Origin of the sequence: Vibrio algarum (assembly GCF_028204155.1) — a bacterium.
GTDB lineage: Bacteria > Pseudomonadota > Gammaproteobacteria > Enterobacterales > Vibrionaceae > Vibrio > Vibrio algarum.
In genome coordinates this window covers 472,780-487,021 of sequence record NZ_JAQLOI010000003.1, presented here as the reverse complement: position 1 = coordinate 487,021, position 14,242 = coordinate 472,780, and the positions used below count along the sequence as shown (strand labels likewise).

General features: G+C 39.4%; 14 protein-coding genes. 9 read left to right on the top strand and 5 right to left on the bottom strand.

Annotation, left to right across the window (positions count from 1 at the left end):
- Window positions 1–168 precede the first annotated feature (168 nt).
- The 3 genes from PGX00_RS17550 to PGX00_RS17540 all read left to right on the top strand — a co-directional run bounded on the left by PGX00_RS17550 (window position 169) and on the right by PGX00_RS17540 (window position 3,598).
- On the top strand, window positions 169–1,152 hold the full coding sequence (locus PGX00_RS17550) for an aldo/keto reductase (RefSeq protein WP_272138989.1): 984 nt from the start codon (window positions 169–171) through the stop codon (window positions 1,150–1,152).
- A gap of 488 nt (window positions 1,153–1,640) precedes the next feature.
- Complete coding sequence (locus PGX00_RS17545; protein ID WP_272138987.1) at window positions 1,641–2,447, top strand: type 2 periplasmic-binding domain-containing protein; 807 nt, start codon at window positions 1,641–1,643, stop codon at window positions 2,445–2,447.
- A gap of 161 nt (window positions 2,448–2,608) precedes the next feature.
- Window positions 2,609–3,598 (top strand): zinc-binding dehydrogenase, encoded by a 990-nt coding sequence (locus PGX00_RS17540; protein WP_272138985.1) that lies wholly within the window; start codon window positions 2,609–2,611, stop codon window positions 3,596–3,598.
- Window positions 3,599–3,654: 56 nt separating this feature from the next.
- Here PGX00_RS17540 and PGX00_RS17535 read toward each other — a convergent pair whose 3' ends face one another.
- From PGX00_RS17535 to PGX00_RS17515, 5 genes are all read right to left on the bottom strand, one after another.
- Entirely contained in the window at window positions 3,655–4,845 is a 1,191-nt protein-coding gene (locus tag PGX00_RS17535) for an L-dopachrome tautomerase-related protein (protein ID WP_272138983.1), read from the bottom strand.
- Window positions 4,846–4,957: 112 nt separating this feature from the next.
- Complete coding sequence (locus tag PGX00_RS17530; RefSeq protein ID WP_272138981.1) at window positions 4,958–5,584, bottom strand: bifunctional 4-hydroxy-2-oxoglutarate aldolase/2-dehydro-3-deoxy-phosphogluconate aldolase; 627 nt, start codon at window positions 5,582–5,584, stop codon at window positions 4,958–4,960.
- Entirely contained in the window at window positions 5,584–6,516 is a 933-nt protein-coding gene (locus tag PGX00_RS17525; protein ID WP_272138979.1) for a sugar kinase, read from the bottom strand. The genes PGX00_RS17530 and PGX00_RS17525 overlap by 1 nt, the downstream gene beginning before the upstream one ends.
- Before the next feature lie 70 nt (window positions 6,517–6,586).
- Window positions 6,587–7,243: an RraA family protein gene (locus PGX00_RS17520; RefSeq protein ID WP_272138977.1), complete on the bottom strand. Its 657-nt coding sequence runs from the start codon at window positions 7,241–7,243 to the stop codon at window positions 6,587–6,589.
- A gap of 61 nt (window positions 7,244–7,304) precedes the next feature.
- On the bottom strand, window positions 7,305–8,264 hold the full coding sequence (locus tag PGX00_RS17515) for a C-terminal binding protein (RefSeq protein WP_272138975.1): 960 nt from the start codon (window positions 8,262–8,264) through the stop codon (window positions 7,305–7,307).
- Window positions 8,265–8,477: 213 nt separating this feature from the next.
- Between PGX00_RS17515 and PGX00_RS17510 the strand changes: the two genes are divergently transcribed.
- From PGX00_RS17510 to PGX00_RS17485, 6 genes are all read left to right on the top strand, one after another.
- On the top strand, window positions 8,478–9,455 hold the full coding sequence (locus PGX00_RS17510) for a TRAP transporter substrate-binding protein (protein WP_272138973.1): 978 nt from the start codon (window positions 8,478–8,480) through the stop codon (window positions 9,453–9,455).
- 60 nt (window positions 9,456–9,515) lie between these two features.
- Window positions 9,516–10,055: a TRAP transporter small permease gene (locus PGX00_RS17505; protein ID WP_272138971.1), complete on the top strand. Its 540-nt coding sequence runs from the start codon at window positions 9,516–9,518 to the stop codon at window positions 10,053–10,055.
- Entirely contained in the window at window positions 10,055–11,359 is a 1,305-nt protein-coding gene (locus PGX00_RS17500) for a TRAP transporter large permease (protein ID WP_272138969.1), read from the top strand. The genes PGX00_RS17505 and PGX00_RS17500 overlap by 1 nt, the downstream gene beginning before the upstream one ends.
- A gap of 122 nt (window positions 11,360–11,481) precedes the next feature.
- A complete protein-coding gene (locus tag PGX00_RS17495) occupies window positions 11,482–12,126 on the top strand; it encodes a GntR family transcriptional regulator (RefSeq protein ID WP_272138966.1) in 645 nt (214 codons plus the stop codon).
- Between the two features lie 10 nt (window positions 12,127–12,136).
- The gene (locus PGX00_RS17490; protein WP_272138964.1) at window positions 12,137–12,979 is read left to right on the top strand and encodes an EamA family transporter; all 843 of its coding nucleotides are present in this window, start codon (window positions 12,137–12,139) and stop codon (window positions 12,977–12,979) included.
- A 349-nt stretch (window positions 12,980–13,328) separates the two neighbouring features.
- Window positions 13,329–13,631, top strand: coding sequence for a PTS fructose transporter subunit IIB (locus PGX00_RS17485; RefSeq protein ID WP_272138962.1), 303 nt, complete (start codon window positions 13,329–13,331; stop codon window positions 13,629–13,631).
- The last annotated feature ends 611 nt before the right edge of the window (window positions 13,632–14,242 follow it).

Sequence of the window (14,242 nt, the reverse complement as noted above, 5' to 3'; positions counted from 1 at the left end):
TTGTGGGCCTTACTAATAAGCTTTATCTGAATTTAGTTTTGTACACAATAATACACAAAACTCTATGATTGTGATGTATAACAAACAGTGTTTTCGTGATCGAGTTCTTTTTCTAAGGGGACGAAACCGTATAATTTACTGAGATTCTAATACTTAGTGGGTGGAAATATGGAATATCGTCGATTAGGCCAAAGTGGCCTTCAAGTGAGTGAGTTAGGTTTAGGTTCGTGGGTAACCTTTGGTAAACAAGTAGATTTATCTGCCGCAAAAGAGATTATGTCTCATTCCTATGCCGCGGGTATTAACTTTTTTGATAATGCGGAAGGGTACGAAAGTGGTGAAAGTGAGCGCCTAATGGGTGAGGCAATTGACCAGCTTGGCTGGAGCCGGGATAGCTTCATCGTTTCAAGTAAGGTGTTTTGGGGTGGAGACAAACCAACTCAACGAGGCTTAAGCCGCAAGCATGTTTTTGATGCTTGCCATGCAGCCCTTCAGCGCTTGCGTGTGGATTATTTAGATCTTTTCTATTGCCATCGTCCAGATATCGATACGCCGATTCAAGAAACGGTGCGAGCGATGAATGATCTGATTGTTCAAGGAAAGGTGATGTACTGGGGAACCTCAGAATGGAGCGCTCAGCAGATCACTGAAGCTTGGGCTGTAGCGAAAGCGGAAAACCTGCATACACCTGTTATGGAGCAACCTCAGTACAACATATTGATTAGAGATAAAGTCGAATCTGAGTTTTTGCCGTTGTATACGTTGACAGGACTTGGTACTACAATATTCTCTCCATTAGCAAGCGGCTTATTAACTGGAAAATACCTTAATGGTGTACCGAAGAATAGCCGTTTAGATTTACCTGGTTACGAATGGCTCCGAGATATGCTAATTGGCGAAGATAATAAATTGGAGCAAATTGAGCAGCTTAATCAATTGGCGAAAGACCTTGGTATGCCTTTGCACTATCTCGCGTTAAATTGGTGCTTACGGAACCTTCACGTCAGTAGTGTTATCTTAGGTGTATCTAAACTTGAGCAGCTGCAAGATAACTTGAAAGCATTAGCGTTGAAATCGCAACTCAATGATGATGTGTGGGTGAAGGTGGATGAGATAATGGGTAATAAGCCTGTTCTACCGCAACGTTTTTAACGTCTACTATAGTTTTGTATTAAAGGAAAGGGGTTATGAGAGCCCCTTTTGATTGTGATTTTTATGTAACTTACTGTGAACATTCCCTCTTAATTATTGGTCGGTTTCTTAAGTTCTTTGGGTACGTTGAGATTGGATATAATTATCACAAATGTTTGAAGAGAAGTTCATGAGATTTGATGATATTTGTATTTTTTGGATGAAGTATTTATCAACATGCGCTGCTATTTCTCACTGCTTTGCATCAGTTTATAACCTTTATAATTTACAGAGACATTTATGCTAAGTTGAATTATACAAAACTTAAAGATCTAAAGCCTTTATTACTATAGTGCAATATCTCAGGCAGTTAAGGTCATCAAGCCAGATGTTACAACGCAATGCAATATCTGGGTTGTACTCATAATCTGCTATCATTAATTGATGAAAACCAAATATAGAAAAAGGTCAATCAATGTATGGTTAGTAATTTAAGTAGGACTGGATTCATGCTATCTGAAGGTGATCAAATGAGATACATCAATGTGAAATATTTCGTTTATGCTGTTTTGGTGATTATTTATAGTGGAGGGTCTACCTTGCCATTTAGTGTGGCGAAGGCAACTGAAGTATTAAGCGCAACAAAGCCTACTGAATTACTGATAGCAGGAAAAGACAAAGATGATTTCTTTGGAGTGTGGCTTTCACATACTTACACAGAAGCCTTTAGTCGTTTAGGTATTAAGTTTTTATATGTGGAAGCGCCATTAAAAAGGGTCAGTAAAATGACGGATTCTCTACAAGTTGATGGTGACATTAGTCGAGTAGTGGATTACCACGATTCACACCGAAACTTAGTTAGGGTTAATGAATCTCATCATTTTTTGAAATTTGTCGCATATACAACAGATCCAACATTAAAACTAACTGGATGGAAAAGTCTTGAAAATACCCCGTTACGGGTTGAATATATTCGTGGTGGGGCAAGAGCTGAAAGCGAACTTACCAAACTGGTCATGGAAAAAAACTTATCGATGACAAGTACGTATGAGCAAGCTCTGAAAAAACTTGTCAGTGGCAGAACAGATTTATTTGTTAATTCTGAATCAGCTATTTTACCTTTTCTTAATGAAGGGAAGTATAAAGAAACTAATATTTATGTCGCAGGGGTTTTGGAACGAGTTCCGATGCATATGTTTTTAATCAAAAAACACAGTCAAATTGCATCTGATCTTTCTCGTGTTTTAAGAGATCTCAAGCAAGAAGGCTTGATTGAAAAATATAAGATAATAGCTCGAAAAACAGTGGTGTACTGAATGTAGTTAATTTATAGCGTAGGTGTGATCTAATATGTCTTGCGTTTTTGTTAGAGTCTAGATGAAAATTGCGTACTCTTAGGCATTAGTAATATAATAAGAAATTATTGTATTACTAATGCCTAATTGGTTTTTGGGCATGAATTAACGAGGAAAGAGCAATGAAATCCATTGCGTACCAAAAATCTACGGATACATTTTCTTTAAAAGAGCTCCCTGTTCCTACGCTAGAAACTGAAACGGATGTTGTTGTAAAAGTATCTGTCGTAGGATTGAACCCTGTCGATACCAAAGTAAATATCTGGAACAGTATGGTTGAAAACATGGATGATAGTTTTGTAGGTGGGTTAGACGTATCAGGTGAAATTGTTGAAGTTGGTGCTAAGGTTACTGATTGGAAAGTCGGGGATCAAGTTCTGTACCATGGAGACATGAGGCGCCCTAATGGAGGCTTTGCTCAGTTCGCTGTTCACGATAGTAGAACTCTAACTAGGAAACCCGATGTAAGTCATGAAGTCGCGGCAGCTAGTCCATGTGCGGCCTGGACTGCATACCGAGCGTTATATAACAAGATAACAATCGCAGGAAGCAAGAGCATATTTATTGCTGGTGGTGCTGGAGGTGTAGGCAGTTTTGCCATTCAGTTCGCTAAATTGGAAGGTATAGAAACCATTATTACTACTAGCTCAGAATCCAAACATTCGTATGTAAAGTCTCTTGGGGCGACTCATGTGATTGATTACCGAACTCAGGATGTTATCGAAGAAGTGATGAAAATCACAGGTGATTTAGGTGTGGAGTATTCTCTGGATTGTGTTGGTGGTGAAAATGTCTTTATTTGCGCTAAAGTTCTAGGTTTTGAGGGTGAGATGGTCGAGCTGGTTGACGTCGTAAATCCTACACTAATTCCAGATGCTAAAGCGAATGGGTTGAGCTTTCATCAATTGAGTCTAGGTTCTGGTCACATAAATGGAGATAAAGGCCGTAGCGCTATCGTGAATACGGGGTTAGCCGTTTCTAAATTATTGGAAAAAGGGCAAGTACATGTACCAGAGTTGCAAGTTATCTCGCTATCAGAAGTACCTAACATGCTGAAGGAAATGAGGAACCAAAAAACATTGGGTAAAGTAGTAGTAAAGGTTGCTGAATAGTTGTAAAAAAGCCCGGTTAGCCCGGGCAATGAATCGAGAAGTATTTAATGTTGTATCTATTTCGCTGTATATGGTTTCTTGTCGACATCTAATTTCCAAATTTTGAAATTAGATGTTTTAGGGTTTTTAAAATTCATCTTTCCATCAACAAAAGTATGTAGGTTGTTGGATGAAATATATAGTTGGTTGTCTGGTCCCCAAGCTAAAGTATCAGGCCAAATCATATTCTCATCGAAGGTTAGACGAGATATATCCCCTGTTTTAGCATCTCGTTTCATTATGCCGTTGATCGTTAAGCCCGTCATATACAAGTTGTTGTCACGATCAGCGGTCATACCATCAGTATTTGAAGGAAGGCTTGTCACCGTTTTTACACTAGCCTGAAGTTCAGCTTCTGAGCGATTAAAATCTCGTAGAAGTGCGGTTTTAATTGAGTACAGTGTGTTGCCTGTTAGGTTCGTCCAATAAAGTGTCTTTTTATCGCCTGATAATGCGATACCATCAGCACCTGTTAGCATTGGGTTTTGTGATAGTACAGGTTTTCCATTAATGTTAAAAAAGAAGTTCTTTTCATTGCTGGTGAACTTAGTGCCAGATAATACTCGTTTGGCGCTGTTTGTATTACTATCATAAATTATCAGTCCACCGTCGAGTGGTTGACAGAAAATCCCTGAGTCGGTTATATATGCAAAGCCAGAGTCGTTGTCGACGGCAACATCATTTAAGAAAGAGCATGTTCTACTGGAATCTTTATCTTTAAACTCGTAACGTTGGATCTCAGTATTTTTGTCAATATCCCATAGAACAAGTTTTTCATCACCAGCCTTAGTTGGCTGACCGGCTACGTGACCTTGGTCAAGGATCCACATTACGTTGTTTCTGTCGATTTCAAATCCTAATACGGCTTTTAAGCCTTTCGGGTTATTGATATCGTTTAGTGCTTCTGATGGATATGGAACCAATGAATAACCGCTATTTGTTTTCGTTAATTTAGATAGTGTAGCCGGTATCTCTGGCCCGCCCCAACGGGCAGTTGTTACATATAATTGACTCTCCTTATCGACCTTTACACCTTGCATCAAGGCTTTTCCGTATAGCTCACTATTTTCCCAGCGCTGTTTTATTTGTTTATTTTTTACCGAGTATGGCAGCGCATTCCATTCTGCTACGATCTCTAGCTGTGGCTCAGGAGCAGCAATGACAGTTGCTGAGAGTAAAGTGAGGGTGAGAAGTGATTTTCCTTTCATCTTTCATTTCCTATTGTTATTGGTGTTATTGAATCAATGTTTCTATTTATAATTTGGGCTCTAGCAAGCCTGTGGAGCAGAGCCTGCTAGAGTGAATGTGATAAACATGTCGTTACAGAACAAGCGCTATCGCATCTTTAATCAATGAACCTAATTCAGCCCATTTCCCTTGGGATATTAGGTTCTTGTCCACCATCCACGAGCCTCCGCAACATGCGACACAAGGAAGTGCTAGGTAGTTATTAATGTTAGAAGGTGTAATACCGCCGGTTGGCATGAACTTAAGATGACTGTATGGAGCAGATACTGCTTTTAACGCTTTTATACCACCGTTAGCCTCTGCTGGAAAAAACTTAACGGTTGTTAGTCCAAAACTCATCGCTTGTTCCATCTCTCCAGGGGTGGCAACACCAGGAATGATGTCTATCCCTTTTGAAACGCAATAACGAACCGTTTCTGGATTAAAACCAGGTGAAACCACCATTTTTGCTCCAGCTTTAATGGCTAAGTCTGCCTGCTTTTTCGTTGTGACTGTACCAGCGATTAATAGCATCTCTGGAAAATGTTCATTTATTGTTTGGATGGCATCCAATGCGCAAGAAGAACGAAGTGTTATTTCAGCTATTGGTAACCCGTTTTGTATTAAGGTTTCTGCCAACGGTAGAGCGTCACTTAGATGTTCAATCTGGATGACAGGAACAACTTTAGTCTTTGCCAACAGTTCGAGTTCTTTTTCCATTAGCTTGTTACCTTAGCTTTAAACGTAGCAACTGTGCTAGCAGACGGAATTGGGGCTACAGCGCCGTATCCAGTTGTTGTCAAAGCTGCCGCGCAGTTCGCATAAATTAAGGCTTCTTTTAGCGGTAGCCCCTTCACTACTTGACTTAAGAATGCACCCGAGAAGCAATCACCAGCACCTGTTGCGTCTACAGTATCCACTTTATGTCCAGATGTGGTGAAGCGCTGATCAGCTGTTGCTATCATCGCACCTTCTTTACCCATTTTGAGTACGATGGTTTTTGCACCAAGTTTTAGGTAATAATCCGCTATATCATTTGCATCGTTTAGGCCAGTTAGGAGCTGCGCTTCGTCAAGACTTGGCAGGCAAAAATCTACGTGACGAATGGTTTCATGAATAATGGCCTTGGCACGCGAAAGTGGCCAGAGTTTCAGCCTCAGGTTGGTATCGAAAGATATTTGAGTACTGTTAGACTTAGCTATCTCAATAGCTTGAAATAGCGCATCACTAGAAGAGTTGCTTATAGCGTGCGTAATGGCTGAGGTGTGTAGTAATTTCGCACTTTTTATCGCTTCTTCAGGCAGTTGTTCGGGTGTGACAAGTGAAGCTGCGGACCCTTTACGGTAGAACGTAAAATGGTGTCCCCGATCATCATGGGAAATAAAGTAGACACCAGTAGGGGCTGAGGGATTTCTAACGACAAAGTCGGTATTGACACCTTCTCTTTGCCAAAGATCGATAAATTGATCACCAAAGACGTCACTACCAATGTGTGCAAGTATTGCGACGTTTGCACCTTGACGTGCGGCACTGACCGAGAAATTTGAAGTGTCGCCACCAAATCCGCTTAGATAAGAAATCGTTTCTTTTTGCCCTGGAATTTGAGAAAACTCAAACAAAGGCTCACCAAATGAAAGAATATCAATAGTCATTTTTTTGTCTCATATTGACGAGCTGGAAAGCGAAGGTCTTAGCCTTCCAGCTCGTATGAATTTAAAAGGTTTAGATACGGCCGTATTTAGCAAGACCATCGCGCAGAGAGCCACTTTCAATGATGAGCTTAGCTTGTTCTAGTTCACGTGAATCGATAGATTGAGATTCACGAAGGATAGCTTCAACGTGCTCTGAAGGTACACAAACTACGCCATCAACATCACCAATTATTAAGTCTCCTGGGCGGATAAGCGCTTCGCCGATTTGAACGGGTTTGTTCGCTGCGACTGTTTTGAAGCGACCTAACGTGGTGCCTGGTGAAATGGTTTTGGAAAAAACAGGGAAATCGTAGTCACGGCGGATTTCAGCAATATCGCGCATGCCGCCATTTAATACAGCACCTTCGTGTTTGTTTGCGACTGCGCCTGCGGTCATTAATCCTCCCCACACTGCGACAGTTTCAAGTGCTTTATCACCAGAAATGACTACGATGCCGCCTTCTTCTGATTCATCGATAGCGTCTAATGCGTGTTGAGGTGGCATTTTTTCTAACGTTGCTTCTTCAACAATAGTAATCGCGTAGCCAACGATCTTTTTATCATTGATACGGTTTTTTATATCAAACGGTAGATACATGGTCTTACCCAAAAGCAGATCACAGGCATCTGCAATAGAAGCGGTTGAGAAAATTTCGCGGTATCCATCAATGATTTGTTTGCTATACATGACTTTTTTCCTTTGTTTAATAAATTGATTATTCAATTGTTCTAATAAGTAAGTGATATAACTATGGGTTAACCCAACTGGTTGGTTCAGAGCCCTCAAAAACACGAAGTACTTCCTTTGCACCTTTGTGTTGAAGTTCAACTACAGATTCTTCGGTAAACCAAGCGGTATGATCGGTGCAGATTGCGTTATTTAATGTAAGTAGAGGGTTTTCAAGAGGAACAGGTTCAGTTTCAAAGACGTCGATACCTGCTGCGTGGATTCGATTTTCTTTTAGAGCGTCAAACAAAGCCAGTTCATCGACAAGACCACCTCGGCTCGTATTTACGAGTACTGCCATCGGCTTCATTTTACCGATTAGGTTTGCATTGATCATATGGCGGGTATGTTCGTTCAAAGGTGCATGTAGAGAGATGAAGTCTGCTTCTTGTACTAGTGTATCTAGATCAACTTTCGTCACTCCCGCTTCTTCGGCCTGTTCCAAAGTCAGTGCTGGGTCAAATACAAGAGTAGAACGAAACCCTAATCCAGAAGCCTTTTCTGCAAAGCATCTAGCAATGCGACCAAAACCAACCACACCGAGCACTTTGCCTCCCATTCGAGGGATGGGTTCAGCTTGACCAATTCCCCATTTGCCGTTGTGAACGTCTCGGTCTCTAGTCACTACACGTCGAGTAGCAGCGACCAGTAGTGATATTGCATGTTCGGCAACATCTTCTGAACCATAGTCGGGGACATTCGCTACATAAATACCTTTGCTTTTAGCATGGTTAAGATCGATGTTGTCAACACCAACACCGTACCTTACGACAACCTTACATTTTGATGCTGCATCAATTATCTCTGCGTCTACAATGGCCTCTCTTACCATAATGGCATCCGCGTCTTTCACCACATTCAATATTTCAGTTTTGGGTGTTCCAATTGGTAGAACAGTAAACTGAGGATCAAAAAGGTTAAGTACCTCTGCTTCCTCTGCGTAATCGAGATAGCCAGGTTCAATAACTACTATTTTCTTCATGGTCTTTCCTTAAATCTAACATGTTAGTTTTTCTGTATTTAAATTTGTAAATTGAATGCCCGCAATCAAAAGTATGCATATTTGTGACTTATATCGCTATTTTAATGTGCCAAATTACCTAAAAATGGAAAATATGACCACGATCACTTAAATTGAGTAAACTATCAGGCGAGAATGTAATGGAAAACTGAAATGTCAAAAAGGAATGTAAAAATGAAAAAAAGTACCCTATGCCTTGCTCTTTCTATCGCAGTTTCGGGCGTAATTAGTACACAGGCTTTAGCTGAGACACACATCCGTGTGGGTCATGGCGCGGCAGACACTTACCACATGCATAAAGCTTGGGTGAAATTTAAGGAACTTGTTGAAAAAGATTCAGGGGCAGAGATTACGGTTGATATTTTCCCAAATGGTCAGGTCGGAGGTGATAGGGAGTTAACTGAAGCAGTTCAATCAGGCATTGTTGATATGACTGCACCTGTGGTTGAAGTTATGGCTGGTTGGGATCCGGCATTTTCTGTTCCTGGTCTCCCATATACATTTGCTAGCCGACATGCGGCGCTTGATGCTCTTAACGGTGAATTCGGTCAAATATTACTTGATAAAGTGAGTAACTTTGGAATTAAAGGCCTAGGCTGGATGGAAAATGGTATCCGAAATATAACTAGTAATAAATGCCCTATTAAAAAGCCTTCGGACCTAAAAGGTGTAAAAATTAGAACTATGCAAGTAGAAGCGCATATGGATGCATTTAAGGCGATGGGTGCTAATCCAACACCAATGTCTTTTAATGAGGTCTATTCTGCACTTCAACAAGGTGTTGTAGATGCACAAGAAAATCCACTTGGCCATATTTATTCGTCTCGTTTCTATGAAGTACAAAACTGTGTAACCTTATCTGGTCATGTTTATTCAACTCATATGGTGCTGGCGAATCCAGATTTCTACGAAGGACTTTCCAGTTCAGATAAAGCAATAATTGATTCTGCTCTTGTACGCGCAATAGATTACCAGCAAGAGGTGATTGCAAGTGAAGAAAAAGAACAGCTAGCGGCAATTAAAGCAGCAGGAGTTACGGTAACAACGTTGTCTACCGAAGAAGTGGCAGAATTCCAAAAAGTGACTGCTCCAATTCGCGAAAAATACACTAAGTTAGTCGAACCAGAATTGATTAAAGCACTAAACAAGTAAAAGCCATAGGAGGCATGACTTGACCAGCTTAGAGATGTGGTCAAGTCAGAGGGATTTTAAATGAAATGGTTGAAATTAATTGACGAAAACACTGAAGCTTGGCTAATAAATTTTTTGCTGGGTAATATTGTTTTTTGGATATTCTTGCAGGTGATCATGCGTTACATTTTTAGTAATTCATTATCCTGGAGTGAGGAGTTCGTTCGGTGGTGCTTTATCTGGTTTATTTGGGTTGGGGTGAGCTACGGGTTTAAAACTCGTAAACATATTTCTGTAACAGCGCTGATAAATCTGTTTCCCAAGAAACTATTAGATATTGTTAACGTGATTGTGAATCTTGTGGTTTTGTGGTGCATGGTCAAATTGTTTATATATGGATGGGAACAAATAAGTAGCCCAATTATTGCCCGCCAGAGCTCAGTTGTTCTTTATTGGCCTCTCTCAGAAACACGCATAAGTATGCAATGGCTATATGCTTCTCTTCCTGTTGGGGCTTTACTTAGTGCAATTCGCCTAATTCAGAATCTATATCAGGATGTATTGTCGTTAATGAAAAAGCCCGATGCCGATACTAAATTGTCGCATCAAGGAGGAAAATAATGGTCACGTTCACTTTATTTGGTGTCTTTTTACTATTAGTTTTGCTTGGTGCACCTGTTGCAATTTGTCTTGGTGTATCTTCATTAGTTGTATTGGAGTATTTGCCGAAAACTCCAAATATAGCTTTGCTAGCAAAAAGTGCGGTTATGGGAGGGAATTCCTTTCCTTTAGTTGCTATCCCTTTATTTGTTCTTGCTGGAGAAATTATGCAGCGAGGTGGTCTTTCTTCGCGAATAGTTGGAGCAGCATACAGCCTGGTGGGGCACTACAAAGCAGGACTAGCCTATGTAAATGTGCTTGCAAGCATGTTTTTTGCTGCTATCTCCGGTTCGTCACCAGCGACGGTTGCGGCTATCGGTTCGAACATGATTCCTGAAATGGAGCGTGTAGGGTATAAACGACCATTTTCCGCAGCGATCACTGCTGCAGCGGGTATTACAGGGGTAATGATTCCACCTTCAATACCTCTTATTATTTATGGGGTTACGGCAAACCAATCTATTGGGAAACTATTTCTAGCAGGGGTGATTCCTGGATTGTTATTTGGTCTTGGATTTATGTTTGTTGCGAAAATGAATGTGAATAAAAATCTATTCCCAGCAAGTCGCGCGTCAAACAATATGGAACAGGCAATTTCATCTGCTAGTGTTAAGAAAGGGTGGCGAGATCACTCGATCTGGGCGCTAATCGTACCCGTGATTATACTAGGTGGTATATATGGTGGTATTTTTACACCTACAGAAGCGGCAGGTGTCGCAGTTGTATATGCATTATTAGTTAGTCTTTATATCTATAGTGACTTAAAAGTAAGTGATTTAGGTAGTGTGTTTCTAAAATCAGGGTTAACGTCAGCCACCGTACTTGTAATGGTAGTAATGGCTTCATCTTTTGGAAGGTTACTCACGTTGGAGAGAGTACCAGTCGAGGTTGCAAATGCCATTACTTCGGTATCTGAGAATCCACTAATTGTACTGTTGTTAATTAATATCATGCTCTTAATTGTCGGTATGTTTATGGAAACCATCGCATCCATTATTATTTTGACACCAATCCTTTTACCGATTGTTCAACTAATGGGTGTAGACCCAATTCACTTTGGCGTTATTATGACGGTTAACTTGGCTATTGGTTTCTGTACTCCACCTCTTGGCGCGAATCTCTTTGTGGCAACTGGAGTTGCAAATGTCACCTTAGAGGAGTTGGTAAAAGCAATTATACCGTTCCTATTTGCCATGTTAGTAATGCTTGTTATGGTGACATTTATTCCTCATCTATCACTATTTTTGCCATCTATCATATTGTAAAATATAATATTTATATTTTAAGGAGTGGTTTTATCACTCCTTACCTTTGAAATGTTGACATTTTAGACTTGCTTGTTAATATATAATAATACAAATTAGCAAGTGAGATGGTGAGTGAGCTGATGAAACAAGATCTTCTAAAAGATGTAATTTATCGACGGATCCGAGAAATGATTATTGTTGGTACTTTACCAATGGGTATGAAAATTTCAGAGACGGTACTGGCTAACAAGCTTAACGCGACTAAATCTCCAATCAGAGATGCATTGAAAAAATTGCAGAGTGAAGGCTTAGTTCAAATAAGGCCTAAAAGTGGCACGTTTGTATTTAGTGTTTCCGCGAGTGATTTTAATGAACTTCTAGAGTTTCGTTATTTTATAGAGTCAGAAGGCTTAAAGTTAGCGTGGGAAAAGAATCCTAAGCAACTGATCCAAGAGCTTTGTTTTATCTTAGATAAAATGGAAGTTTGTTTGCATAATTCTAGTACTCTGGAATACCTTAATCTAGACAATCAGTTCCATCAAACAATGATTTCACTGTGTGGTAATCGCTACTTTCAAGAGTCTTATTCGCTTATTTCGGCAAGGATGGCTACAGCAAGAAACCATCTTGGTGGTAATGATGAACACCTTCAACGATCTTATGAACAACATGTATCAATCGTTCGATCACTACAAGATGCTAAAATCAGTGATGCTCGGTATCAATTGACTTGCCATATTCTTCCTGAACATGGTGCTTATTGGAGTTCTACTAACTTATCATGAGATATTTAAAATGCTCTTAGGCATATTCGCTAGTTTTCTAGGGGCGTTGTTTCAATCACTTAACTATATATTAACTCAGAACTGCCAGCAGAAGCATAGTATCGATGGCGTAAAATTACTTGTTGCGATTCACGTAGGAATTGGCCTATTGGCTATAGTTCCTACTGTAGTGTTTGGGTACTGGCAATTAATGACCTTAAATCTGATATGGGATCTTTTATTAATAAATTTTCCGTATTTAGTTGCGCAGTACTTGCTTATAATGGCTATTAGATATAGTGATGCATCTATCGTTTCACCTTTATTGGCCCTTAAAATTCCAGTATTAGCCATTATTTCGGTCATGTTTTATCAGGCTGGTTTTTCCGCAATTCAGTGGATAACCATTGGGATTATTTTGACTATTGCTTGGTACTTTTCTACTCTATCTGGATCCATTAATACTAAGCCGCTACTACTAGTCTTTGGTGCAAGCGTTGGGTACAGCCTTTCTGATATGGCAATAACTAATCTTTCTCATAAATTATTGGATGGTTCACCAATAGAGCAGTCTTTTGCTACTATTTGCATTAATTATTTTGCGTGCGGTGTTATGAGTATCCCGTTAATTAAGCCGATGAAGGTGAAGATTATGACTATTTATCACGCAAGATGGGTAGCATTAGCATGGTTTATTGCTGTGATTTTTTTAATCTTGGGCTTCAATATTTCAGGAGTCGTGTCTGGGAATATAGTACAGTCCTTGCGAGGTGTTATCGGTGTTATATTGGCGTATTTGTTCTTCCGTAAGCAAGTTGGTCATCCTATGTCTATATGGAGAAAAAACTTGTTGCAGCCATGGGAATGTTTGTAGCAGTAGGTTTATTTTACTATTAGTTAATTCTAGGTAACGTTAGGTTAAATTTCATTGACAAGATCTTTATTAAACGTTGCTTTGCATTTTTAAATAAATGATCAGTATCGATATCCCCTAGTCAGAATTAAAACGTTCTAATTGGGCTGGTATTTAATCACTGTTTTTAGCTTTTATTTGAGCACCAATATCGGTAGTGTTCGGTTTTTCTATCTAGATTTTATGCCAGAGTATAAGAGATTTTCTTATGCGGGTTGACAGAAAACAAAGGTGTGTTCTACACCTTAAGAGCTTTGCTTATAACACAGATGAACCATTCCTCATGATAAGCAATGAATGGAGAGTAAAGATGAGAGTCGTTGCAATAACAGCATGCCCGACAGGAATTGCACATACTTATATGGCTGCGGATGCACTTATAAAAGAAGCACCCAAACTTGGTGTAACAATAAAAGTAGAGACTCAAGGTGCAATGGGTATTGAGAATCAACTCTCATCGCGTGATATTGCTCAAGCAGATATTATTTTGATTGTATCTGACATAAAGATTGCCAAATTTGATCGCTTCACTGGACGTAGAACGATACATATTCCAATAGAAGATGTATTGCTTAACGTAAAAAAAGTGTTATTGGCTTACTGCCGAAACTAGTTAGTCATGTGTATGTATATCAAATCAAGTGTTTCGTTAACAACCCAACCATTTTTTATATTGTAATGTCTTTGAGCTGATTACTGAAAACGTTCAAAAGCACGATTCAAATTGATAATATTTAGGTAAATTGTAGTGTTGGTTTGTGGATGTTCATGGCGATTAAAATGCAGATGATATTAACTATAAAAAATCCATGTTGAGGTAGGTTCTCTCCTGTGTAAGGAGGCCATTTTATCGTTGAGAGTACAATGGTTTTCTCAGAATAAGATTTTTCTATTTTTTATTTCAAAGCTTTCAGCCATTACAAAATAGTTAATTAACAAGGAAGTTATGAATATATGTGCGCTAATTTTCTATTATCTCTGATCTAAAAGTAACTCATAATATACAGTATAAGTAATGAATTAATATATAACAACGATGTTTATTCTTAAGTTAGTTGTGACACTTTTACCGCGCAAATGGATTTATTTCAATATTTCTTACCTTATTCTCTAATAGGGATAAGAAACATGCCGAATTACTTAATTCTGCATAACTTGTGCTATTTGGACAATAGGCTCTATTCAAATTTACTTGCTGGATTAATTTATGTGTGATGGAAGTTT

Excerpts from the sequence above, each read along its gene's own strand:
- PGX00_RS17505 (WP_272138971.1), top strand. The coding sequence starts at position 9,516 with ATGAAATGGTTGAAATTAATTGACGAAAACACTGAAGCTTGGCTAATA.
- PGX00_RS17495 (WP_272138966.1), top strand. The coding sequence starts at position 11,482 with ATGAAACAAGATCTTCTAAAAGATGTAATTTATCGACGGATCCGAGAA.
- PGX00_RS17500 (WP_272138969.1), top strand. The coding sequence starts at position 10,055 with ATGGTCACGTTCACTTTATTTGGTGTCTTTTTACTATTAGTTTTGCTT.
- PGX00_RS17540 (WP_272138985.1), top strand. The coding sequence starts at position 2,609 with ATGAAATCCATTGCGTACCAAAAATCTACGGATACATTTTCTTTAAAA.
- PGX00_RS17545 (WP_272138987.1), top strand. The coding sequence starts at position 1,641 with ATGCTATCTGAAGGTGATCAAATGAGATACATCAATGTGAAATATTTC.
- PGX00_RS17485 (WP_272138962.1), top strand. The coding sequence starts at position 13,329 with ATGAGAGTCGTTGCAATAACAGCATGCCCGACAGGAATTGCACATACT.
- PGX00_RS17550 (WP_272138989.1), top strand. The coding sequence starts at position 169 with ATGGAATATCGTCGATTAGGCCAAAGTGGCCTTCAAGTGAGTGAGTTA.
- PGX00_RS17520 (WP_272138977.1), bottom strand. The coding sequence starts at position 7,243 with ATGTATAGCAAACAAATCATTGATGGATACCGCGAAATTTTCTCAACC.
- PGX00_RS17490 (WP_272138964.1), top strand. The coding sequence starts at position 12,137 with ATGCTCTTAGGCATATTCGCTAGTTTTCTAGGGGCGTTGTTTCAATCA.
- PGX00_RS17535 (WP_272138983.1), bottom strand. The coding sequence starts at position 4,845 with ATGAAAGGAAAATCACTTCTCACCCTCACTTTACTCTCAGCAACTGTC.
- PGX00_RS17530 (WP_272138981.1), bottom strand. The coding sequence starts at position 5,584 with ATGGAAAAAGAACTCGAACTGTTGGCAAAGACTAAAGTTGTTCCTGTC.
- PGX00_RS17525 (WP_272138979.1), bottom strand. The coding sequence starts at position 6,516 with ATGACTATTGATATTCTTTCATTTGGTGAGCCTTTGTTTGAGTTTTCT.
- PGX00_RS17515 (WP_272138975.1), bottom strand. The coding sequence starts at position 8,264 with ATGAAGAAAATAGTAGTTATTGAACCTGGCTATCTCGATTACGCAGAG.
- PGX00_RS17510 (WP_272138973.1), top strand. The coding sequence starts at position 8,478 with ATGAAAAAAAGTACCCTATGCCTTGCTCTTTCTATCGCAGTTTCGGGC.